Annotated in this window: 18 protein-coding genes; 9 read left to right on the top strand and 9 right to left on the bottom strand. The window is 71.8% G+C overall.

Annotation, left to right across the window (positions count from 1 at the left end; genetic code table 11):
- Nucleotides 1-5: 5 nt before the first annotated feature.
- A complete protein-coding gene (locus tag DEI81_RS13150; RefSeq protein ID WP_111011204.1) occupies nt 6-953 on the bottom strand; it encodes a helix-turn-helix transcriptional regulator in 948 nt (315 codons plus the stop codon).
- A gap of 115 nt (nt 954-1068) precedes the next feature.
- Here DEI81_RS13150 and DEI81_RS13145 point away from each other — a divergent pair, with 115 nt between their 5' ends.
- The gene (locus tag DEI81_RS13145) at nt 1069-1809 is read left to right on the top strand and encodes an SDR family oxidoreductase (protein ID WP_111011178.1); all 741 of its coding nucleotides are present in this window, start codon (nt 1069-1071) and stop codon (nt 1807-1809) included.
- Between the two features lie 174 nt (nt 1810-1983).
- On the opposite strand, the gene DEI81_RS13140 is transcribed toward DEI81_RS13145, so the two are convergent.
- The 5 genes from DEI81_RS13140 to rsmI form a co-directional block, all read right to left on the bottom strand.
- Nucleotides 1984-2430, bottom strand: coding sequence for a hypothetical protein (locus DEI81_RS13140; RefSeq protein WP_111011177.1), 447 nt, complete (start codon nt 2428-2430; stop codon nt 1984-1986).
- A gap of 96 nt (nt 2431-2526) precedes the next feature.
- A complete protein-coding gene (gene rsmA, locus DEI81_RS13135; RefSeq protein ID WP_181434940.1) occupies nt 2527-3408 on the bottom strand; it encodes a 16S rRNA (adenine(1518)-N(6)/adenine(1519)-N(6))-dimethyltransferase RsmA in 882 nt (293 codons plus the stop codon).
- Nucleotides 3405-4334 carry a TatD family hydrolase gene (locus DEI81_RS13130; RefSeq protein ID WP_111011176.1) on the bottom strand — a complete coding sequence of 310 codons (930 nt, stop codon included), beginning with the start codon at nt 4332-4334 and terminating at the stop codon, nt 3405-3407. The genes rsmA and DEI81_RS13130 overlap by 4 nt, the downstream gene beginning before the upstream one ends.
- Nucleotides 4331-5908: a methionine--tRNA ligase gene (gene metG, locus DEI81_RS13125; RefSeq protein ID WP_111011175.1), complete on the bottom strand. Its 1578-nt coding sequence runs from the start codon at nt 5906-5908 to the stop codon at nt 4331-4333. Before metG ends, DEI81_RS13130 begins: the two co-directional genes overlap by 4 nt.
- 99 nt (nt 5909-6007) lie before the next feature.
- Nucleotides 6008-6829, bottom strand: a complete 822-nt coding sequence (gene rsmI, locus DEI81_RS13120) for a 16S rRNA (cytidine(1402)-2'-O)-methyltransferase (protein WP_111011174.1) — start codon at nt 6827-6829, stop codon at nt 6008-6010.
- Nucleotides 6830-6954: 125 nt separating this feature from the next.
- Between rsmI and DEI81_RS13115 the strand changes: the two genes are divergently transcribed.
- Complete coding sequence (locus DEI81_RS13115; protein WP_258368725.1) at nt 6955-8586, top strand: dolichyl-phosphate-mannose--protein mannosyltransferase; 1632 nt, start codon at nt 6955-6957, stop codon at nt 8584-8586.
- A 38-nt stretch (nt 8587-8624) separates the two neighbouring features.
- Here the strand turns inward: DEI81_RS13115 and DEI81_RS13110 are convergent, their stop codons facing one another.
- Nucleotides 8625-9287, bottom strand: a complete 663-nt coding sequence (locus DEI81_RS13110) for a TetR/AcrR family transcriptional regulator (RefSeq protein WP_181435423.1) — start codon at nt 9285-9287, stop codon at nt 8625-8627.
- Between the two features lie 129 nt (nt 9288-9416).
- Between DEI81_RS13110 and DEI81_RS13105 the strand changes: the two genes are divergently transcribed.
- The 4 genes from DEI81_RS13105 to DEI81_RS13090 all read left to right on the top strand — a co-directional run bounded on the left by DEI81_RS13105 (nt 9417) and on the right by DEI81_RS13090 (nt 13597).
- The gene (locus tag DEI81_RS13105; RefSeq protein ID WP_111011172.1) at nt 9417-10991 is read left to right on the top strand and encodes an MFS transporter; all 1575 of its coding nucleotides are present in this window, start codon (nt 9417-9419) and stop codon (nt 10989-10991) included.
- 130 nt (nt 10992-11121) lie between these two features.
- Nucleotides 11122-11964, top strand: coding sequence for a sulfurtransferase (locus DEI81_RS13100; protein WP_111011171.1), 843 nt, complete (start codon nt 11122-11124; stop codon nt 11962-11964).
- Nucleotides 11965-12071: 107 nt separating this feature from the next.
- Nucleotides 12072-12548, top strand: a complete 477-nt coding sequence (locus DEI81_RS13095; protein WP_111011170.1) for a GNAT family N-acetyltransferase — start codon at nt 12072-12074, stop codon at nt 12546-12548.
- Nucleotides 12545-13597 (top strand): NAD(P)-dependent oxidoreductase, encoded by a 1053-nt coding sequence (locus DEI81_RS13090; RefSeq protein ID WP_111011169.1) that lies wholly within the window; start codon nt 12545-12547, stop codon nt 13595-13597. The genes DEI81_RS13095 and DEI81_RS13090 overlap by 4 nt, the downstream gene beginning before the upstream one ends.
- Here the strand turns inward: DEI81_RS13090 and DEI81_RS13085 are convergent.
- Nucleotides 13586-15115, bottom strand: a complete 1530-nt coding sequence (locus DEI81_RS13085) for a carboxylesterase/lipase family protein (protein ID WP_111011168.1) — start codon at nt 15113-15115, stop codon at nt 13586-13588. The two genes, DEI81_RS13090 and DEI81_RS13085, sit on opposite strands and share 12 nt — an antisense overlap.
- Before the next feature lie 93 nt (nt 15116-15208).
- Between DEI81_RS13085 and DEI81_RS13080 the strand changes: the two genes are divergently transcribed.
- Nucleotides 15209-15754 (top strand): TetR/AcrR family transcriptional regulator, encoded by a 546-nt coding sequence (locus tag DEI81_RS13080; protein WP_111011167.1) that lies wholly within the window; start codon nt 15209-15211, stop codon nt 15752-15754.
- A 7-nt stretch (nt 15755-15761) separates the two neighbouring features.
- Here DEI81_RS13080 and DEI81_RS13075 read toward each other — a convergent pair whose 3' ends face one another.
- Entirely contained in the window at nt 15762-16454 is a 693-nt protein-coding gene (locus DEI81_RS13075) for a hypothetical protein (RefSeq protein ID WP_146244099.1), read from the bottom strand.
- Between the two features lie 166 nt (nt 16455-16620).
- On the opposite strand from DEI81_RS13075, the gene DEI81_RS13070 reads away from it, so the two are divergent.
- Together DEI81_RS13070 and hrpA are read left to right on the top strand one after the other, a co-directional pair.
- On the top strand, nt 16621-18522 hold the full coding sequence (locus tag DEI81_RS13070; RefSeq protein ID WP_111011165.1) for a thioredoxin domain-containing protein: 1902 nt from the start codon (nt 16621-16623) through the stop codon (nt 18520-18522).
- An 82-nt stretch (nt 18523-18604) separates the two neighbouring features.
- A complete protein-coding gene (hrpA, locus tag DEI81_RS13065) occupies nt 18605-22453 on the top strand; it encodes an ATP-dependent RNA helicase HrpA (protein ID WP_111011164.1) in 3849 nt (1282 codons plus the stop codon).
- Nucleotides 22454-22506 lie beyond the last annotated feature (53 nt).

Raw genomic sequence — 22506 nt, 5'->3', positions numbered from 1 at the left:
ACAGCCTAGGCACGGTCCCCTGCGCGCGCCACGCCGGTCGTCACAGAAGGCAACCGCGGAGGGGCTGACTGCCCCGTTGCCGTCCGGGCGGAGGTCTCGGTTCCCTCGGACGGGGTCGGGCCGAACCGCTGCTCGCCGAGCACGCCGAGCAGCGCCAGCCGGTCTGCCGCCTCGGTACCGGGCTCCGCGGTGAACACCAGGAGCGCCTGCGCCCGGTTCTCGGTGAGCAGCACCTGACAGTCGACCTCGAGTCGCCCGAGTTCCGGGTGCAGGAAGGTCTTGTGGTCCGTGAACCGCTCGGCGACCTCGTGTCGCTCCCACACCGCCACGAACTCCGGGCTCCGGGCGGTCAGCCCCGCGACGAGTTCCCGCGCACGGCGGTCACCCGGGCCGGCCGCACCCACCGCGGCCCGGAGCGAGGCGACCTGGATGCGCGCCTGCCGCTCGTGCTCCTCCGGGGCGTAGCGCTCGCGCTCCCGACCGAGGAACCACCGCCACACCTGGTACCGCTCGGGCCCCGGCAGCCCCACCGTCGCCCCGAGCAGCGCGACGGCCCGGCGGTTCTCGGCGAGTGTCTCCCCGAGGTCGCTCACGACGATCGCCGGATCCGCGTCGAGGCGGTCGAGCACCCGGAGCAACGGCGGCGCCACGTGATCGGCACGCCGCACGCGCACCGGGGCGTTGTGCCCGGCGAGGTGGAACAGGTGGTCCCGCTCCGCCACCGTCAGCCGCAAGGCCCGGGCGAGCGCCTGGAGCATCTGCTCGGACGGCTGCGGACCGCGTTGCTGCTCGAGCCGGGTGTAGTAGTCCGTCGACATCCCGGCGAGCGCGGCCACGTCGTCACGCCGGAGGCCCGGCGTCCGGCGGCGCGGACCGGCACCGAGGCCGACGTCCTCGGGCTGGATGCGCTCCCGCCGGCGCCGGAGGAAGTCCGCGAGCCCGTCCCTGTCCACGCCGTCCCGTTCCACCCCGTGATCCTCGCACCCGCGCGCGCCCGCGACCAGGGATCGCCGATCCCCCGATCGACGCGCTCTGCCCCGCCGGCCCGGACTCCGCGATCGTCGGGGCATGGACATCACCACCAGCACCGTCTTCATCCCCGGCGCGACCTCGGGCATCGGCCTCGGGCTCGCACGACGCCTCGCCGACGCGGGCAGCACCGTGGTCGTCGGCGGTCGTCGCCGGGCCCTCCTCGAGGAGATCGCGGCGGACGATCCGCGCCTGGACACCGTCGTGCTCGACGTCGACGACCCCGCCTCCATCACCGCGGCCGTGCGGACCGTCGTCGAGCGGCACCCCTCGCTCGACGCCGTCGTCACGATGTCGGGGATCATGCGCCCGGAGGACCTCCGTGATCCTGCGCACATCGCCGCTGCCGAGGCGACGATCACCACCAACCTGCTCGGCACGATCCGCCTGGTCGACGCCGTCCTGCCGCACCTGCTCACGCGGCCGGCCGCGACGCTCATGACCGTGTCGTCCGGGCTCGCGTTCACCCCGCTCGCCGCGACACCGACCTACAGCGCGACCAAGGCGGCCGTGCACTCGTACACGCTGTCGCTCCGGGCACAGCTCGCCGACTCCGGCGTCGAGGTGCTCGAGCTCGTGCCGCCGGCCGTCGCCACGGACCTGCTCGGCGGCGCCGACTTCGGCGGCATGCCCCTCGACGCGTTCCTCGACGAGGTCGTCGCCCTCCTCGCGGCCGGGGCCGAGGCGGAGGTCCTGGTCGAGAACGTCCTGCCCTTGCGCTGGGCGGAGCGGAACGGGAACCAGGCGGAGCTCATCCGGGCCCTGGTCGCGGGCCACTGACCCCTGCCGGCGCCTCTGCCCAGCGGAACCGCCTCGTTTCGACGATCCCGCTGTCGTTCCCCGACGGGTTCGTCACCACATGCACGCACATCAGATGCGGGTGCATGCGGCGACGATCCCGATGTCGTTCGACACGCGCTCCGTCGTCACATGCGCGCATCGACAGCGGTCGGGTCAGCGGCGCTTCTTCGCCGCCTTCGCCTTCTTGGCCGGCGTGACCTTGGTGTTCGGCGGGTACACCGCACCGCTCGACGAGCTCCAGTCGGTGAGGTTGTAGACGACCACCAGCGCGATGCCGCTGAGGAACCAGAAGCGACGCGCTCGACGGTCCTTGAGCACGCCGGTGATCAGCGGCAGCAGGACGTAGAGCAGCCCACTGTTCTTCTCGATCGCACCGTGCACCGCGAACGGGACGGCGGGGATCGCGGCGGACGGCTGATCGGTCACCGCGTTGAGGCCGCCCTGCACCAACCCGAACAACCGGAACAGTCGACGTGCCCCCGGACGGAGGCCCAGCGCGCCCGGCAGGAACAGGTTCGCGGCCGTGAACCCGTAGTCGATGCGGCCGTGGAGTTCAGGGCTGATGGGCTTGGCGGACACCTGCTGCTTCGTCTTCGGCATGGTTCCAGAGAACTCCTCGGCGGCTGGTGGTGCACCACATCGCCGTCGAGATCGGACCCGGTTCGTGGGTGGTGCCACGGAGGGATCGGCTGAGCCCTACGCGGCGGCGAGCACCGTGCGACCGAGGCGCGTGAAGTCGTCGACCGTGAGCTGCTCGCCGCGCAGCGTCGGCTCGATGTCCGCAGCGGTGAGGGCGTCGGATGCTCCGGCACTCCCACCGAGGAGTGCGGACAAGCTCTGTCGGAGCATCTTCCGCCGCTGCTGGAACGCTGCGTCGACGAGGGCGAAGACCTGGGCCCGGAGCGTCTCGTCGCCCGGTTCCTCATGCCGCTCGAAGCCGACGAGCACACTGTCGACGTTCGGTACCGGCCAGAACACCTGCCGACTGACCTGCCCGGCGATGCGCCACGAGCCGTACCAGGCCGCCTTGACGCTCGGCGATCCGTAGACCTTCGACCCCGGGTCCGCGGCGAGCCGGTACCCGACCTCGGCCTGCACCATGACGAGCGCCCGGCCGATGGTCGGGAACGTCGGCAGCAGGTGCAGGAGCACGGGAACGGAGACGTTGTACGGGAGGTTCGCCACGAGGTGCGTGGGCCGCGCGCCGTCCGGCAGGTCCCCGGCCCGGAGCGTCAGGGCGTCCTGGTGCACCACGCGGAGCCGGGCCTCGGGTTGGAGCATCCGGACCGTGTCGGGCAGCTGCGTCGCCAGGCGCCGATCGATCTCGACCGCGAGGACGTCGGCGCCGGTCTCGGTGAGGCCGAGCGTCAGCGACCCGAGCCCGGGACCGACCTCGAGGACGATCGCGTCGGCGTGCACACCACCGGCGGCCACGATCCGGCGGACGGTGTTGGCGTCGTGGACGAAGTTCTGGCCCAGCTTCTTGGTCGGTGTGACGTCGAGGCGGCCCGCGAGGTCGCGGATCTCGGCGGGGCCGAGCAACGCGCCGGGACGGGACGGGCCGGGAGCCTCGCTCACTCGTTCACCGTGACGGGCTCGTGGTCCCACCGCCCGTACACGATCTCGGTGTTCGACGAGATCTGCGCCGCGAGCATCGAGGGGTCGGTCCCGATGGTCTCGGCCATCGAGCGGAGCGTCAGCGGCACGAGGTACGGCGCGTTCGGGCGACCGCGGTAGGGCACCGGGGTCAGGAACGGCGCGTCGGTCTCGATCAGGATCCGGTCGCGCGGGGCGACGCGGAGCGCCTCGCGCAGGGCCTCGGCGTTCTTGAACGTCACGGTGCCCGCGAAGGACATGTACCAACCCCGCTCCGCACAGAGCCGCGCGAGGTCCGGGCCACCGGAGAAGCAGTGGAAGACGGTGCGCTCGGGCGCACCGACGCGGTCGAGCGTGGCGACGACGTCGTCGTGAGCGTCACGGTCGTGGATCTGGAGGGCCAGCCCGTGCCGCTTGGCGATCGCGATGTGTTCCTCGAACGAGCGCACCTGGGCGTCGCGCCCCTCGGGACCCGTGCGGAAGAAGTCGAGCCCGGTCTCGCCGACGGCACGGACGCGGGGCAGGGCAGCGAGCGCGTCGATGCTCGCGAGGTGTTCGTCGAGGAGGCCCCGCTGCTCGAGTTCGGGCGCTTCGTTCGGGTGGAGCGCCACCGCCGCGAGGACGCGCGGTTCTCGGGCGGCGATCTCGGCGGACCAGCGGGAGGTCTCGAGGTCCGTGCCGACCTGCACGACCCCCCGGATCCCGACGCTCGAGGCGCGGTCGAGGTGCTCACGGTACTCGATCGGCCCGTCCCCGCCGTCACCGACCCCGTCCGCGATCTCCATGTGCGTGTGGTTGTCGTACACGGGCACGACGAGCGCCGGGGGCAGCGGCGGATAACTCAGGTCACGCTTCTGCCGGGCGCCGTCGCTCCCCCGCGCGCGGACGTGGGCGTCGGACGAGCTCACGCTGCGCCCTGCTCCGAGGTCTCGATGCGCGGGAACAGCCCGGCCTCGAGCGGGACGACGCGTTCGGCGCCCGCCCACTCCCACGCGCGGTCGATGCGCTGATCGCTGATCGAACCGCCCGCTCCGATCGCAGCCCAGAGTCGATCGGCCGCCTTCGGAACCACGGGCGCGAGGAGGACTCCGACCGTCCCGAGGCCGCGCAGTGCCGTCGTGAGGACCGTGCCCAGACGCTCACGCTGGTCGGGCTGCTTCGCCAACGCCCAGGGCTCCTGCTCGGTGATGTAGCCGTTCAGCGCGTCGACGAGCTCCCAGACGGTGGCGATCGCCTCGTGCGGGGCGAACCCGGCGATCGCGGCGTCGGCTCGCTCGGTCACCGAGACCGCGAGCTCGTCGATCGCACGGTCGGCGTCCGTGAGCGCTGCCCGCTCGGGCACGACGCCGTCGTGGTACCGGCCCAGCATCGCGACGATGCGCGACGCCAGGTTCCCGAAGCCGTTCGCGAGCTCGGCCTGGTAGCGCGCCGCGATGTCCTCCCAGCTGAAGTTGCCGTCCTGCCCGAAGGTGATCGCGCGCAGGAAGTAGTACCGGAAGGCGTCCGACCCGAACGTGTCCGTGATCTCGGACGGGGCGATGCCGGTCAACTTGCTCTTCGACATCTTCTCGCCGCCGACGAGCAGCCACCCGTGGCCGAACACGCGCTTCGGGACCTCGAGCCCGGCGGCCATGAGCATCGCGGGCCAGATCACGGCGTGGAACCGGGCGATGTCCTTGCCCACCAGGTGCACGCTCGGCCACAGGCGACGGAAGGCCTCGTCGTCGTCGCTGCCGTAGCCGAGCGCGGTGATGTAGTTGAGCAGGGCGTCGAACCAGACGTAGAGCACGTGGTCCGAGTCCCATGGGATCGTGATGCCCCAGTCGAAGCTCGACCGCGAGATCGAGAGGTCGCGCAGGCCCTGCTTGACGAACTGCACGATCTCGTTGCGGACGCTCTCGGGCTGGATGAACTCGGGGTTGGACGCGTAGAGGTCGAGCAGCGGCTGCTCGAAGTCCGACATGCGGAAGAAGTAGTTCCGCTCCGCGAGCACCTCGACCGGGATCGAGTGGATCGCGCAGACCTGCTGGCCCTCGTAGGCTCCGGTGCCGGGGACGAGGTCGCTCGGCTGCTTGTACTCCTCGCACCCCACGCAGTAGAAGCCCTCGAACTCGCCGGCGTAGATGTAGCCGTCGTCGTACAACTTCTGCAGGAACGTGGTGACCCCGCGCACGTGCCGGTCGTCCGTGGTGCGGATGAAGTCGTCGTTCCGGATGTCGACGGTGTCGAGCAGGGGCTTCCAGGCCTCGGCCACGAGACGGTCCGCCCATGCCTGCGGGGTGACGTCGTGCGAGGACGCCGTCCGCAGGATCTTCTGTCCGTGCTCGTCCGTGCCGGTCAGCAGCCAGGTGTCGTCGCCACGCTGCCGGTGCCACCGCGCCAGCACGTCCGCCGCGACCTCGGTGTACGCGTGCCCGATGTGCGGCACGTCGTTGACGTAGAAGATGGGCGTCGTGATGGAGAACGCGGTGCCGTCGGACATGCGGACCATCCTACGGGCGCGTCCCATCAGGTGACGGTGGCCCGGGACCCCTGTGGAGACCGGCGTGACCGGGCGCGGACGTGGAGGACGGGCCTCCCGTCAGCGGGCCGCGAGCGCGCCCTCGTAGAGGTCGCGGCGCGACAGTCCGGTGGCCTGCGCGACCGCCACCGATGCCTCTCTCATGCGGACGCCGGCGGCGACGCGCTCGAGGACCAACCGCACCCCCGCCTCCAGGTCGACCGGACCCTCGGCGGACGGTGCGCCGGCCACGACGACGCAGATCTCGCCACGGACACCGTCCGCCGCCCAGGCGGCGAGCTCACCGAGCGACCCGCGCCGGACCTCCTCGTGCAGCTTGGTGAGTTCGCGGCAGACGGCAGCGGGGCGGTCGGCACCGAACGCGTCGGCCATGTCGGCGAGGGTGTCCGCGACGCGGTGGGGTGACTCGAAGAAGACGAGCGTGCGCGGTTCCCCGGCGAGCGCGGCGAACACGCGACGCCGTTCACCCTGCTTGCGGGTCGGGAAGCCCTCGAAGGCGAACCGGTCGGTGGGCAGCCCGGACACGGCGAGCGCGGTGAGCACGGCGCTCGGCCCGGGGATCGCGGTGACGGTCACGCCGGCGGCCGCCGCCGCGGCGACGAGGGGGAACCCGGGATCGCTGATCGCCGGCATGCCGGCGTCGGTCAGGACGACCACGTCGTCGTCGCGGGCGAGGTCCACGACCTCCGCGGCACGGTCCCGCTCGTTGTGCTCGTGCAGGGCGATGAGGCGCGGCCGGTTCTCGACACCGAGGGCGCGCATCAGGTGGACGGCGGTCCTCGTGTCCTCGGCTGCCACGACCGAGGCGTTGGCGAGGGCCTCGATCAAGCGCCGGGAGGCGTCGCCGAGGTTGCCGATGGGAGTCGCCGCGAGCACGATCACCGGTCCATCATCCCGCGCGGGCGGGCGACCGCTCGCCACCCGCCTCGTCCTCCACAGGCCGCTCCTGTCCACCGTCACAGGATCCGGACCCGGGAGGCCCGATGCCGCTTCCCTAGGATGCTGGGGTGACGACGGACCTGGCCGAACGCGGCTCCCCGCGCGACCTCGACCGTCCCCGCGGATCACGACTCGACGACTGGTGGGCACGCATGCTCACCACGTCGACGCGGGTCGCGATCTGGCGATGGACGGGTCCGCTCGCTGTGACGCTGCTCGCCGCGGTCCTGCGCCTCTGGGACATCGGCCGACCGGACAGCCTGGTCTTCGACGAGACCTACTACGTCAAGGACGCCTGGTCCATCGTCCACCTCGGGTACGAGGGCTCGTGGCCGGCGGACGTGGGCAACGACGGCCCCACGACGGACCAGCGGTTCGCGGGCGGCGCCACCGGCATCTACACCGACGTCGCGGAGTTCATCGCACACCCGCCGCTCGGCAAGTACCTCATCGGGCTCGGCGAGCTCCTGTTCGGCGGGGCGAACGCGGTCGGATGGCGCATCACGGTCGCGGCCGTGGGGATCGCGACGGTGTTCCTCGTCGCCGTCATCGCCCGGTCCCTGTTCCGGTCGACCCTCGTCGGCACCCTCGCCGGGTTCCTCATGGCGATCGACGGCCAGGCGATCGTGATGTCCCGTGTCTCCCTGCTCGACGGCATCGTCGGCTTCTTCGCCCTGCTCGGGTTCGGGGCGCTCCTGCTCGACCGCCGGTGGACGGAACAGCGGCTCGATCGATGGCTGACGCGCCGTGAGGACGCGGGGCGGAGCACCCTCTGGGGGCCGTCACTGTGGTTCCGGCCCTGGTTGTTCGCCATGGGACTCGCCTGTGGCCTGGCGACCGCGACGAAGTGGTCGGGCATGTACTTCCTGGCGTTCTTCGCCGTGTACAGCGTGCTGACCGACATGATGATGCGGCGTCGCGCGGGAATCGAGTTCTGGAGCAGCAGCGCGGTCCTCCGGCAGGGACCGGTCACGTTCCTGCTGACCGTCCCGGTCGCGGCCGTCGTCTACCTGGCGTCGTGGAGCGGTTGGTTCCTCACCCGGAGTGGGTACGACCGGACCTGGATCCAGAACGGCGGGCACCGCTGGACCGGTCTGCTCGCTTGGGTCCCCACCAGCGTGCAGAACTGGTGGCACTACCAGACCGAGATCTACGGCTTCAACATCACCCTGCACACGCCGCACGCCTACGCGGCGAACCCGTTCACGTGGCTGCTCATGGTGCGCCCGACGAGCATGTACTACCAGGGCACGGACCTCGGGCAGGACGGCTGCACGTCGGAGCGGTGCGGAGCCGCGATCACCGACATCGCGAACCCGTTCATCTGGTACGCGGCGGTCATCGCGGCCGTGGTGCTGCTCGTGCTCTTCGTGCGTCGGCGGGACTGGCGGGCCGGGTACGTGCTGCTCGGGGTGGCCGCCGGGTACCTGCCGTGGCTCCTGTACGCCGGGCGCACGGTGTTCCAGTTCTACACGATCGCCTTCGAGCCCTACCTCGTCATCGGACTGGCCGCCGTGCTGGCGATGCTCCTCGGGTCGCGGGACGATCCCCAGCCGAGGCGGACCCGGGCGGTCGTCTGGGTGATCGTGTACCTCGCCGTGGCGAGCGCGGCCACCGCGTACTGGTACCCGATGTGGACGGCGATGCAGACCTCGTGGGAGTTCGTCCGGTCGCACTACTGGTTCTCGTCCTGGCTCTGAGCGGTCGGTGGCCCTGAGCGGTCGGGGGCACTGAGTGGTCAGGCCGGAGCCGCGTTCAGCGCGAGCTCGAGCTCCTGACGCTCGAGGGGGCGCCCGCGCAGCGGCGACTCGACGGCGGGCGGGCAGACCCCGTCGATGAGCATCTGCCCGTACCGGCGCCAGAGGTCCGGGTCGCACGCGCGGGTGCGGTCGGCCACGGCACCCACCATGACGACGAGCATCGGCACGTCACGCGCCTGGAAGCCCTCTCGCAGCGCGCCCTCGCGGTGGGCGCGATCCACGAGCGCGGTCATCTCCGCGTCGATCCGGTCCCGGTCCCGTCGCAGCGCGGGCGACGCGGGGTGGGCCCGGACGATCACATCGGCCAGTGCCCGGTCGCTCGCGCGTAACTCGAGCGCGCCGAGCAGGTACGCGCGCATCGCCTCGCGTCCGGTGGGGCAGGCGGCGGCGCGCTCCACCAGCGCGGACAGGGTCTCGAACTTCGCCGACAGCAGGGCGTCCACGAGGGCGTGCTTGTCGGGGAACCGTCGGTAGACCGTGCCGACGCCCACGCCCGCCTCGTGCGCGACGTCGTTGAGCGTCACGCTGATCCCTCGTTCGGCGAAGAGCCGTCGCGCGGTGGCCAGGATGCGCTCTCGGTTCCGCAGGGCATCCGCGCGGAGTGGTCGCGCCTCCCGGTCCGGATGGGACGTGGTGGGCATGTCGGGAACGTTAATCCCGAATTCTGGGAATAAGCGGATGCGGCGCATCCGTTTCGCTCTACACTGAGCGAGGCGTCCGACGGTGCGCGCCTCCACATCCACTGCATCCGAGTGACGGAGGACGCCATCATGACGTCAGAACAGACGGCGACGACGCCGACCGGGGCGGTGCCCACGAGCACCGCGGGTGCGGCGCGCCGCACCGAGGGCGGGGTCCGCAACCCCTCCCCCATCGACAAGAAGGACCACCGCTGGATCGTCCTGACGGTGATCGGCATCGCGCAGATCATGGTCGTGCTCGACGCGACCATCGTGAACATCGCCCTGCCGTCCGCGCAGCAGGACCTCGGCTTCGGCACCGACCAGCGCCAGTGGGTCGTCACGGCCTACTCGCTCGCGTTCGGCTCCCTGCTCCTGCTCGGCGGGCGACTCGCGGACCTCTTCGGCCGGAAGAACACGTTCATCATCGGGCTCATCGGGTTCGCCCTCGCCTCGATGCTCGGCGGCCTCGCGGGCACGTTCGGGCTGCTCGTGGCCGCCCGCGCGCTCCAGGGCGTCTTCGGCGCACTGCTCGCACCCGCGGCCCTGTCGCTGCTCACGACGACGTTCACCGACATGAAGGAACGTGCGCGCGCCTTCGGCATCTTCGGCGCGATCGCCGGATCGGGTGCCGCGATCGGTCTGCTCCTGGGCGGCGTCCTCACCGAGTACGCCTCGTGGCGCTGGTGCCTCTACGTCAACCTCGTGATCGCGGCGTTCGCGTTCGTCGGCGCGTTGCTGTTCATCCCGCGTCCGGTCGCCGCACCGCGGCCCCGCATCGACTACCTCGGGGTCGTCACGATCACGGCCGGCCTGGTCGGCATCGTCTACGGGTTCTCGAACGCCGAGACCAACGGCTGGAACGACGGCCTGACCTACGTCTGCCTCGCCGCCGGCGTGGTCCTCATCGCGCTCTTCGTCCTCATCGAGACCCGTGTTGCACACCCGCTCATGCCGCTCCGCGTCGTGCTCGACCGTGATCGCGGCGGTTCGCTGCTCGCCATGGGTCTCGTCGCCATCGGCATGTTCGGCATCTTCCTGTTCCTGACGTACTACCTCGAGCAGACGCTCGGGTTCTCGTCGCTCAAGACCGGCCTGGCGTTCCTGCCGATGCCGCTGTCGATCATGTTCAGCTCGACGATCCTCGGGACCCGCCTGCTCCCGCGCGTCGGGCCGAAGGTGCTCATCTTCATCGGTGGTCTGGTCGCGGCGGTCGGTCTGCTGCTCCTCACCCGGACACAGCTCGACAGCGCGTACGCGCCCGTCGTGCTCCCGGGCCTCATCGTCATCGGTCTCGGCATGGGCCTGATCTTCTCGTCGGCGTTCTCCACCGCCACCTCGGGAGTCGCCCGACAGGACGCCGGCGTCGCCTCGGCGATGGTGAACACGATGCAGCAGATCGGCGGGTCGATCGGAACCGCGCTGCTGTCGACGATCTTCGCCGACGTCGTGCGCGACCAGCTCACCGGGACGAAGGGCAGCCAGCTCGACCAGGCCCGCGCGGCCCTCGACGGCTACCACACGGCGTTCTTCATCTCGTCGGGCGTGCTCGTCCTCGTGGCACTGGCGGGCGGTCTGATCATCAACCGGCAGCGGGTGCGCCTGGCCAAGCTGCAGGCGGCGTCGTCGGACATCACGGGTTCGATCCCGACCGCCGCGCACTGATCACACTCCCGGCGCTCGTCGCCGCTGACGACGCGGGGTCGTCCGAGCGTCCACGACGCCGGATGACCCCGCGTTTCGGCGTGTTGCCGGAGCTTGTGGAGCGTCAGTGGGTGCGGGTTATGTTGTCGGCATGTCCCCGCTCCTGACGTCGCCCCTGGTGTCGACCCAGTGGCTCGCCGACCACCTGGGGTCGGACGACCTCGTGGTGATCGACGCGACCGTGCGCACGTCGGGCATCGGCCGCGGCACGCGCTGGGAGTCCGCGCACGACGCGTACGTCGAGGACGGCCACGTGCCGGGTGCGGTGTTCGCCGATCTCGTCGACGACCTCAGCGCTCCCGGAGCGGCCATCCCGTTCACCCGTCCGGACGTGGCGCGGTTCGAGCGCGCCGTCTCGGCGCTCGGCGTCTCGAACGGGTCGACGGTCGTGGTCTACGACGCCGCCCAGGGCGAGTGGGCCTCGCGGCTCTGGTGGCTGTTCCGCTCGTTCGGCTTCGACACCGTGGCCGTGCTCGACGGTGGGTTCGGCAAGTGGTCGCGCGAGGGGCGCCCGATCCGCCTCGGGGCGCTCGCTCCGCGGTCGTCGACGTTCCTCGCGACCGAGGAGCGACCGATGTGGGCGGACCGCGACCGCGTCGAGCGCGCGGTGGACGGGTCGGAGCCAGCCGCCCTGGTGTGCGCCGCCGACGAGCGCGCGTTCGGTCCCGCCGTACCCGAGCTCATCCCCGGGACGACCGCGATCCCCATCGACCGGGTCATCGACGAGGACACGAATGCCTTCCTCCGCCCGCGGACCCTGTCGACGGTCTTCGCCCCCGTGCTCGACGCCCCCGAGGTCGTGACCTACTGCGGTGTCGGTACCGCCGCCTGCGTCGACGCGTTGGCCCTAACGGTCCTCGGTCACGACCACGTGCAGGTCTACGACGGCTCCCTGGCGGACTGGTCGCGGGCGCCCGAGCCGGTCGCCTCCTGATCCTGCCGGTGGCTCGCTCCCCCTCCCGACGGCCGGGAGGCCCGGTCCGGTCCACAGGGGCCGGGCAGCGGTCCGACCGTGGGGACGGCACGGGATACCGTGACGCCATGCACAGCACGACGACCACGACCTGGTCCGTTCGCCCGGTCGAGCCCCAGGACGAGGCACCGTGGCGGGCGCTCTACCGCGGGTACCGCACGTTCTACCGCCTCGACCACGACGACGCGGTGGTGGACCGGACCTGGCAGTGGATCGTCCGGGGCGACCACGGACTCTTCGGCCTCGTGGCGTCCAGGCCGGACGGGACCCTCGGCGCGTTGGCCGACCTGCGCTGGTTCGCGCGGCCCTCCAGCGCGACACTCGGGCTCTATCTGGACGACCTCTTCACCGCCGCGGAGCACCGCGGACTCGGGCTCGGCCGCATGCTCCTCGACCGGGCTCGGTCGGTCGCGGCCGACGGGGGTGCGTCCGTGGTCCGGTGGATCACCGCTGCCGACAACGCGACGGCGCGGTCCTTGTACGACGCCCACGCCACGGCCACACCGTGGATCACCTACGACATGGCACCGGGAGCGGCACGATGAGCGCGCGCCGCGCAGTGGTGCTCGGCGGTACCGGGGGCATCGGGTCGGCGATCGTCCGGCAGCTGCTCGACGCGACCGACGACTGGCAGGTGGACGTGGTGGCGCGACGGGGCGGTGCGGCGGCCGATGCGCTCGTCGCCCGTGGTGCACGCTTCGTCCCGGGAGATCGACGGGACGGCGCGCTGCTCCGCGAAGTCCTCCGCGACGGAGCCGACCTGCTCGTGGACGGCGTCGCGGCGACCGCCACGGACGCCAGGCAACTCGCGCCGTACCTGCCGGACGTCGCCTCGACCGTGCTGCTCTCGACGAAGGCCGTGTACGCCGACGAGCGTGGTCGCCACGCGAACTCACTCGAACGTCCGGTGTTCCCGGTGCCGATCACCGAGGCCCAGCCGACCGTCCCCGCGGGCGAGGGCGACCCGACCTCCCGAGACGGGTACGCGGCGAACAAGGTGGCCGCGGAACAGGTCCTGCTCGACCACGGGGCCCCGGTGACGGTCCTGCGTCCGTCGAAGGTGTACGGGGTCGGGATCGGCCGGCCGCGCGAGTGGTGGGTCGTCCGGCGGGTGCTCGACGATCGGCCCCACATCGCCCTCGCCGACGGCGGGATGAGCATCGACCACACCACCGCCGCGGCCGGTGTCGCCAGCCTGGTGCACCTCGTCGCCGACGCGCCGGATCGCCGGATCCTCAACGTCGCGGACGAGCCCGCTCCGACGGTGCTCGACATCGTCCGGACGATCGCCGGGCACTTGGGACACCGGTGGGAGGAGGTCCTGCTCGACCAGGAAGGCTCCGCGTTCACGGGCCGCAGTCCGTGGTGGACGCCCTCGCCGGTCGTGCTCGACACCTCGGCCGCCCGGGCTTTCGGCTGGCAACCGCCCCGGTTCGAGGACGCCGTCCTGCCCGAGGTCGACTGGCTCGTCGAGGTGGCCCAGTCGACACCCGCCGACGGGGACGTCCCCTGGGCCACCGATCCCTTCTTCGAGCGCCTGTTCGACTACGGCCCCGAGGACGCCGCGCTCACGCTGTTGTCGTTACGCGACTGACGCCGCGCTCCACGCCCGGCGCTCGTCGCCGTCCGGGTCGTCGACCTCGGTGATCGTCTCCGCGAGCAGGGCGGTGGTCCTCCGATCGAGGTCGTAGGGACGCCACGGCGCGCGCCCGGTGCGCACGAACGTCACCCAGGCGTCGTGCACGGTGCGCGCGGCCCGCTGTGACGGATGCGGTCCGATCCGAGGGGCGAGTTCCGGAAGCGTCACCGTCTCGAACACGAAGGGCGTGTCCGCGGCGTGGCATGAGCCGAGGCCGTCGTTGTCGCGGGCGTCCACGGCGTCGAACCGGTACATCCAGGTCCCGGACGACCCCTGCGCTGCTGTCGTGGCGCTCTGCTCCACGCCACGCGACGCGAGCGCCTCCGCGAGGGCGACCGTCGGCATCCGGAACCGCTGGTCGCCGCCGACCGCCACGAGCAGCTCGCCCGACGTCGCACCGGGTCGCGTCCGCCGGTACACGTCGAGGCCCTCCGCTGGCAGCCCCCACCGCTCGGCAGCGGCACGGAGCCCCGCGTCGTCGGTCGCGCCGACGAGTCCCGCGGGCCGCGCGAACAGTTCGTACTCGTCCCGCGTCGTCCCGAGCAGGACGGGAACGTCCGCGGCGATGCCGGCATCGACCGCGTCGACGGGTCGCAGTGGCACCAGGTCACCGTCGATGAGGGGCGCGAACGGGACACCACCACGTGGGATCGATCCCCATCCGCCGGCACTGGCGCGGGCGACGACGCCGCTCACGGCCTCCACCAGCGTGTCGGACGGGACTGCGGCGAGCGCCGCGGTGGTCGGTGGGATCCCGAGGTCCGCCGCGAGCGCGTCGGTCAGTGCCCGTCCCTCCTCGACCGGGAGCAGCTGGCTGCCGGCACCGCTCTGGATCACGGCCGCGGCGAAGAGGCCGCGTGCGGACGGCATCGTGAGCAGGGTGGCGACGGATGCTGCACCGGCGGACTCCCCGGCGATCGTGACCCGGTCGGGATCACCGCCGAACCGCGCGATCTCGTCCCGAACCCATCGGAGCGCGGCGACCTGGTCCTGCATGCCGAGGTTCGGCGAGCCGTCCGCCGTGACGAGGGATCCCTCGGCACCGAGCCGGTAGTTGATGGTGACGCAGACGATGCCGTCGCGGGCGAATGCGGTGCCGTCGTACTCCGGCAGCGAGCCGGAGCCCTGGAGGAACGACCCGCCGTGGATCCACACGAACACGGGGAGGCGGTCCGCGCCGACTGGCGTCCAGACGTTGCAGTTGAGCCACTCGTCGCCGGGGATCGTCACCTCGGGCAGGATCGGCACGACGGGCGCCGGGTAGCTCCCCTTCGGCGCCGTCGGGCCGTACACGGTGGCGTCGCGGACGGCCTGCCACGGGACGACCGGCTGCGGCGGTCGGAGTCGGTTCCGGCCGACCGGAGCGGCGGCGTACGGCACGCCGAGGAACCGTCGGATGCCGTGTTCGGCGGTCCCCCGGATGCTGCCGCCCGACACGTGGACGACGTGTTCCGCCTGCTCGTTCTGTTCCATCGCTGCTCCTCCACGGTACTGTGAGTGGTCACTTACAACTTACGTGTGAGCGACCGCTCACACAAGTGACAGCACGGACTCCAGGAGGACGCCATGGCCGGTCGCGGAACCGCCGACGAACGACGCGATCAGATCCGCCGAGCAGCGACCGTGGCGTTCGCCCGTTCGGGACTGCACGGGGTGTCGATCGACACCATCGCGCGCGAGGTCGGCATCAGCGAGGCGTACGTCTTCCGGCTCTTCGGCAACAAGCGCGCCCTGTTCATCGACGTCGTCGTCGCCGCGTGCGACCGACTCACCGAGGGCATGGTCGCAGCGGCAGCGGGACGCACCGGTGCCGAGGCCCTGACGGCGATGGGCGACGCGTACGTGGAACTCCTCGGCGACCGGGACCGGCTGTTGTTGCAGATGCAGGGCTTCGCGGCGTGCGCGGACCCGGCGGTCCGCGCGGCGATGCAGGACGTGTTCGGCCGATTGTGGAACACGGTGGCCGAACGGTCGGGGATGGACGACGTGCCCGTCAAGACCTTCATCGGCCTCGGGATGCTCATGAACACCCTCGCCGCGCTCGACGTCGGCGGGCTCGCCACGGATTGGGCGCGGGCCGCTCGGTCGTTCGTGCCGTTCGGTGCCTCCTGATCGGCACTCAGTGGTCGGGCGCGTCCTCCACGTGCGCGCGGGTGTCCGACGCGCGCAGGCGGAGCAGTGCCCACGCCCCGAGCGCGAGCCCCACTGCCGGGAGGATCACGGCCTGCACGGTCCAGGCCTGCTCGATGAGGTTCGGAGCGGTCCTCTGGGCCCGAACGATGAGGCCGAGGGTCACCGGCAGCACGATCATGATCACGGCGTTGAGCAGGGCTGCTCGGGTGGTGGTCCGACGGAGCCGACGCTCGAGCTCGGCCGCCTCGCGCGCCAGCGGCAATGGCCGGGCGCGGAGGCCGGAGACCCCGATGACCGCGGCCGGGTAGAGAACGATCCCGAGGCCAGCGAGCGAACCGAGGACCAACGCGACCGCGACGACGCCCGCGCGCGAGGAGACCGTGAAGCGCAGGTAGACCCCGACCGAACGAGGCGTGAGGCGAAGCCAGGCGCGATGACCGAGCGCACCGAGCGTGACGGCGTCGACGATCACCAGGACGGCAGCCGTGACCGTGGCCCATCCGAGCGCGTGGAGCCCGCCGCGCGCACCGATCGTGACGACACCGACGATGACCGCCGCCGCCGCGAGGCCGAGCAGGACCGACGGCAGCAACCACTCCTGGATGCGCGCAGGCGTATGGGGGTGCAGCGGGGCAAGCTGCGCGTCGAGGGCGTCCCCGTCGTCATCCGCAGTCGGCACAGGGCGACTGTACCGACAGCGTGGTGCCCCGAGGATCGGACGGGGCACCGGGGGCAGCCCTCCTCGATTCCCTGCGTGACGTCCACAACGTCAACCGGAAGCGGGCACTCTCCACAGCCGGGACGGCCTGGGACCACGCGCGCGGCCTCGGTGCAAGGCTGGGCCCATGAGCGACAACCGTCTCGGCACCGCCGTCAGTCCCTACCTGCGAGCCCATGCCGACAACCCCGTGGACTGGCGGGAGTGGGGCACGGAGGCGTTCGCCGAGGCCGCGGAGCGCGACGTCCCCGTGTTCGTGTCGATCGGCTACGCCACCTGTCACTGGTGCCACGTCATGGCCCGTGAGTCGTTCTCCGACCCGGCGATCGCCGACGAACTCCGTCGGGACTTCGTGTCGGTCAAGGTCGACCGCGAAGAACGCCCGGACGTCGACTCCAGCGCCATGATCGGCGCGAGCGCGTTCACCCAGAACCTCGGCTGGCCGCTCAGCGTCTTCATGACACCGGGGGGCCGGGTGTTCTACGCGGGCACCTACTTCCCGCCCGAACCCGTGCAGGGGCACCCCTCGTTCCGGCAGGTGCTCGGCGCGGTGCGCGAGGCCTGGACGGACCGGCGGGACGAGGTCGACCAGAACGCCGACGGCATCGCCGCCGCCATCACCGCACAGTCACAGGCGGGTGGCGGCGCGGACGACGCCGGCTCGGAGGCTCGGGGCGGCCCCGCCACGGCCCTCCCGGATCCGTCGGCGGTGCACGCGGTCGTGGACCGACTGGCGGAGGCCGAGGACCGGGAGTTCGGTGGCTTCGGGTCGGCCCCGAAGTTCCCGAACGCGCCGTTGCTCGAGTTCCTCGTCGATGCCGGTGCCGACGGCGACGCGCAGGCGCTCGACCTGGCGGAACGAACCCTGACCGCGATCGCCGGGTCCGACCTCCTCGACCCCCTCGACGGCGGCGTCTTCCGCTACGCCACCCGGCGTGACTGGAGCGTGCCGCACTACGAGCGGATGCTGTACGACAACGCGGGGCTGCTCGCGACCGCTGGTGCCCTCGCCCGACATCGCCCCGACGGCATCGCGCCGGAGCTCGCGCGCGGCATCGCCCGGTTCCTGCACGCCGTGCTGCGGACGGCGGACGGTGTGTTCGTCGCGGCGCAGGACAGCGAGAGCACCATCGACGGCCGACGCGTCGAGGGTGCGTGGTACCGCGAGGACGCCGCGGGTCGCGCTCGGCTCGACCCGCCGCCGCTCGACGACCACGTGCTCACCGGCTGGAACGGACTCGCCATCCGTGCCCTCGCGATCGCCGGGGCGGCGCTCGCTGATCCCACCATGATCGAGGACGCTCGCAGCGCCGCTGACCGTCTCCTCGCGACACACGTCCGCGACGGTGCGGTCGTCATCCGGTCCTCGACGCCCCGGGGACCCTCCGCCGCGGGGCCCGCACTCGAGGACATCGGGCTGTTCGCCGAGGGGCTGGCCGAGCTCGCGCTCGCCAGCGGAGAGGCCCGGTACGCGACGGCGGCGCGGACCATCGTCGACGATGCCGTCACGCTCGACGACACGGGCCGGGCTCGGGTGGTGGTGGGTGCGGATCCGGTCCTCGCGGCCGCAGGCACCGATGCCGGCGAGCAACCCCAGACGGCGCTGCGGAGCGGCTCGATGGGACTCGCGGGTGCGGCTGCCCGCCTCGCGGAGTTGACCGGCGACTCCCGGTACCGCTCCATCGCCGCTCAGCTGGTCGCCGGCCGGGCGAACGACGGACTGCGGCAACCCCTCGGCCACGCCGATGCTCTCGGGCTCGCGCTCGAGCTCGCTCGACCGAGTCGCGAGGTCGTCGTGGTGGTCGAGCACCCCGACGACCCGATGGCCCGTCGCGGCGTGGCCGAGCGACGTCCCGGCACGCTCGTCGCGGTGGTGACACCCGAGCAGGCCCGCGCCTTCGCCGCTGCGGGCTTCGAGCTGTTCGTCGACCGCGATGCGCTCGCCCCCGCGGCCTACGTGTGTCACGACATGGTCTGCGCGTTACCGGCGCGGACGATCGACGCACTCGCAGCGAGCCTGTCCGCCTGACCGGACCGCTCCCCGGCCACCGCAGGCCGCCACGACCCCGCGGGCCCCCGGGTGGAGCCACGCGACGTAGACTGGAGGGCTCATGCCGACCACCCCGATCGCGATCTCGTACCCGCCGGACCTGCCCGTGTCGCAGCGGCGCGACGACATCGCCGCCGCGATCCGCGACCACCAGGTCGTCATCGTCGCCGGCGCGACCGGGTCCGGCAAGACGACGCAGCTGCCGAAGATCTGCCTCGAACTCGGACGCGAGCACATCGGACACACCCAGCCACGGCGGATCGCGGCGCGGACCATCGCGGAGCGCGTGGCCGAGGAGCTCGGGAGCGACCTCGGCGACCTCGTCGGGTACCAGGTGCGGTTCACCGACAAGGTCTCGGCGAACACCCGGGTCAAGCTCATGACCGACGGGATCCTGCTCAACGAGATCCACCACGACCGCGACCTCCAGCGCTACGACACGATCATCATCGACGAGGCGCACGAGCGGTCGTTGACGATCGACTTCCTGCTCGGGTACCTGAAGCGGCTGTTGCCGCGGCGCCCCGACCTCAAGGTGATCATCACGAGCGCGACGATCGACCCCGCGTCGTTTTCCCGGCACTTCGACGGGGCACCGATCATCGAGGTCTCGGGCCGGACGTTCCCGGTCGAGATCCGCTACCGGCCCCTCGTCGCCGAGGACGGCACCGACGCCGACGCCGACGTGGACGCCGATCTCGACGAGGACGACGCACGCACCGGTGACGCCGGGCGGAGTACCCGCGTCGGCTCCCCCGACGACCGCGACTTCCTGCAGGGCATCACGGACGCGCTCGAGGAACTGGCGCGCGAGGAACCCGGCGACGTGCTCGTGTTCCTGTCCGGCGAGAACGAGATCCGCGACGCCCAGGACGCCATCGAGGGCAAGCGGTACCCGGGCACCGAGGTCCTGCCGCTGTACGGGCGGCTGTCCGCGGCGGACCAACATCGCGTGTTCCAGCGGAGCAGCACGCCGGGCGTCCGCAGGCGCGTGGTGCTCGCGACGAACGTCGCCGAGACGAGCTTGACCGTGCCCGGGATCCGATACGTCGTGGACACCGGCACCGCGCGCATCTCGCGGTACTCCCCACGTGCGAAGGTGCAGCGGCTGCCGATCGAGGCGATCTCGCAGGCGAGCGCGAACCAGCGGTCGGGCCGGTCCGGCCGCACGAGCCCGGGCATCGCGATCCGCCTCTACTCCGAGGACGACTTCGCCCGCCGCCCCGAGTACACGGACCCCGAGATCCTCCGCACGAACCTGGCCGCGGTGATCCTGCAGATGATCTCGCTCGGCTTCGGCGACATCGGCGCGTTCCCGTTCCTGCAACCCCCGGACTCGCGGGGCGTCAAGGACGGCCTCGACCTGCTCCGCGAGCTCCAGGCCGTGGACAAGCAGGGCGCGATCACCCGCACGGGCCAGCAGCTGACCCGGTTGCCGATCGACCCCCGCCTCGGACGCATGGTGCTCGAGGCGGGCCGGCAGGGCGTCGGCCGCGAGGTCATCGCGATCGTCGCCTCCCTGAGCATCCAGGACCCGAGGGAACGCCCGCTCGAGCAGCGGGCCCGTGCCGACCAGCTGCATGCACGGTTCTCCGATCCGACGAGTGACTTCCTGACCCTCCTGACGCTCTGGAACCACATCGAGGACCGGCAGACGGAGCTCAGCTCGAGTGCGTTCCGCCGCGAGGTCCGCTCCGAGTTCCTCAACTACCTGCGGATCCGCGAGTGGCAGGACCTGTACCGGCAGTTGTCACGGGCCGCCAAGCAGGTCGGGGTGCACGTCGGGACGGAACGCAAGGACGACCCGGACGCCGTCCACCGCGCGCTGCTGTCGGGCCTGCTCAGTCAGATCGGGTTGCGGGACCGCGAGAAACGCGACTACCTCGGTTCGCGCAACACCCGCTTCGTCCTGTTCCCCGGGAGCGTGCTGGCGAAGAAGCAGCCGGATGCGGTGATGGCCGCCGAACTCGTCGAGACGAGTCGCCTCTTCGCGCGCACGGTCGGGAGGATCGACCCGGCCTGGGCGGAACCGCTCGCCGGGGACCTCCTCAAGCGCACCTACGGGGAACCCCACTGGGAGAAGAAACAGGGCGCCGTCGTGGCCTACGAGCGCGTGACGCTGTTCGGCGTGCCGATCGTCGCGCGACGGCGCGTGCAGTACGCCCGCATCGACCCGGTGCACGCACGCGAGCTGTTCATCCGGCATGCCCTGGTCGAGGGCGAGTGGGACTCCCCGCAGGCGTTCGACCGGGCGAACCGCAGGCTCCGGAAGGAACTCGAGCAGCTCGAGGAGCGCACCCGCCGCCGCGACATCCTGCTCGACGACGAGCGCGTGTTCGACTTCTACGACGCCCGGATACCCGCCGATGTCGCGACCACCCGGGGGTTCGAGGGCTGGTGGCGCCGAGAGCGCCGGGACCGCCCGGACCTGCTGACGATGCGCCGAGAGGACCTGCTCGACGAGTCCGCCGCCGAGGCTGCGCAGGACGAGTCCGAGTACCCGACGCAGTGGCGACAGGGCGACCAGCGTCTGGCGCTCCGCTACCGGTTCGAGCCGGGCGCCGAGGACGACGGCGTGTCCGTGCAGGTGCCCCTGCCGCTGCTCCCCCGCATGCGCGAGGACGGCTTCGACTGGCAGGTGCCGGGGCTGCGGAAGGAACTCGTGACGGCGCTCATCCGGGCGCTCCCGAAGCAGATCCGCAAGAACGTGGTGCCCGCGGCCGACTGGGCGGAGAAGCTCGTGGCGGTGCTGCCGGACGACGCGCCGGCCGAGCCGACCGAGTCGTTCCGCTCGACGCTCGCCGCGGCGATCCAGCGCATGGTGCACGTGCCGGTGACCGAGGCCGACTTCGACATGGAGCGCGTGCCACCGCACCTCCTGCCCACGTACACGGTCGTCGACGAGCGCGGCCGCCGCGTCGGGTCCGGCAAGGCGCTCGGGACGCTGCAGGAGCAGCTCAAGGAGCGGACGCAGGCGAGCGTCGCGCGGGCGGCGAGCCGTCCCTCCCGATCGGGAGGCGCGGCTCCGGTCCCCGGGACCGCGGAGCGCTCCGGACTCACCACCTGGCCCGAGGCCGACCTGCCCCAGGTGCTGGACACTCGCCAGGCCGGCGGCACGATCCGCGCGTACCCGGCACTGGTCGACGAGGGGAAGTCGGTGGCGGTCCGGCTGCTCGCGACGGCAGCCGACCGGGCGGTGCAGATGCCAGCGGGGGTCCGTCGACTCGTCATGCTCGCCGTGCCGAGTCCGGTGAGCTACATCCAGTCGCACCTGACCGCGCAGGAGAAGCTCGCCCTCGCGACGAGTCCGTACCCGTCGACGACGGCGCTCTTCGACGACGTCCTCGCGGCGGTGGTGGACGCCGGCGTGCGGCGACGGCACCCGGACGGGCTGGTGTTCACGCGTGCGGAGTTCGAGGCGACCCGGGACGCCGTGTCGGCGACCGTGGTGGACACCATGTTCGGAGCGGTGTCCGAGGTCGCGGCCGTCCTCACGGCGTGGCGTGGTGCCGAGCGCGCGTTGAAGGCCGCCACGTCGATGGCCCTGCTCCCGGCGCTCACGGACATGCGGCAGCAGATGGAACGGCTCGTGTTCCCGGGCTTCGTCGCGGCGACGGGCATCGACCGGCTGCGTCGACTCCGCGTGTACCTGCAGGGTGTCGAGGCCCGGGTGGCGAAGCTCCAGCAGAACCCCGGCCGGGACCGTGCCTGGTTGCGGGACGTCGAGACCGCCACGACCCGGTACCTCGAGGCCGGGGGGACCTTCCCGCCGCAGCCCGGTGCGCCCGCCGAGCTCGTGCACGCACGGTGGATGCTCGAGGAGTTCCGGATCTCCCTGTTCGCCCAAGAGCTCCGGCCCGCCGAGACGGTGAGCCTGCAGCGGATCGCGAAGGTGCTCGCGTCGGTCTGAACCCCGATCGGCGTGCCGGGCGACCTGCCGTGTCGGCCGTTCTGGGGACCCGT

The organism is Curtobacterium sp. MCBD17_013 (assembly GCF_003234565.1).
Classification (GTDB): domain Bacteria; phylum Actinomycetota; class Actinomycetes; order Actinomycetales; family Microbacteriaceae; genus Curtobacterium.
This window is presented reverse-complemented; position numbering and strand designations above follow the sequence as displayed.

Bases quoted from the DNA above. Each gene is read 5' to 3' on its own strand.
- hrpA (WP_111011164.1), top strand. From the start codon at position 18,605: ATGCCGACCACCCCGATCGCGATCTCGTACCCGCCGGACCTGCCCGTG.
- DEI81_RS13110 (WP_181435423.1), bottom strand. From the start codon at position 9,287: ATGCCCACCACGTCCCATCCGGACCGGGAGGCGCGACCACTCCGCGCG.
- metG (WP_111011175.1), bottom strand. From the start codon at position 5,908: ATGTCCGACGGCACCGCGTTCTCCATCACGACGCCCATCTTCTACGTC.
- DEI81_RS13140 (WP_111011177.1), bottom strand. From the start codon at position 2,430: ATGCCGAAGACGAAGCAGCAGGTGTCCGCCAAGCCCATCAGCCCTGAA.
- DEI81_RS13100 (WP_111011171.1), top strand. From the start codon at position 11,122: ATGTCCCCGCTCCTGACGTCGCCCCTGGTGTCGACCCAGTGGCTCGCC.
- DEI81_RS13105 (WP_111011172.1), top strand. From the start codon at position 9,417: ATGACGTCAGAACAGACGGCGACGACGCCGACCGGGGCGGTGCCCACG.
- DEI81_RS13090 (WP_111011169.1), top strand. From the start codon at position 12,545: ATGAGCGCGCGCCGCGCAGTGGTGCTCGGCGGTACCGGGGGCATCGGG.
- DEI81_RS13080 (WP_111011167.1), top strand. From the start codon at position 15,209: ATGGCCGGTCGCGGAACCGCCGACGAACGACGCGATCAGATCCGCCGA.
- DEI81_RS13085 (WP_111011168.1), bottom strand. From the start codon at position 15,115: ATGGAACAGAACGAGCAGGCGGAACACGTCGTCCACGTGTCGGGCGGC.
- DEI81_RS13095 (WP_111011170.1), top strand. From the start codon at position 12,072: ATGCACAGCACGACGACCACGACCTGGTCCGTTCGCCCGGTCGAGCCC.
- DEI81_RS13070 (WP_111011165.1), top strand. From the start codon at position 16,621: ATGAGCGACAACCGTCTCGGCACCGCCGTCAGTCCCTACCTGCGAGCC.
- DEI81_RS13145 (WP_111011178.1), top strand. From the start codon at position 1,069: ATGGACATCACCACCAGCACCGTCTTCATCCCCGGCGCGACCTCGGGC.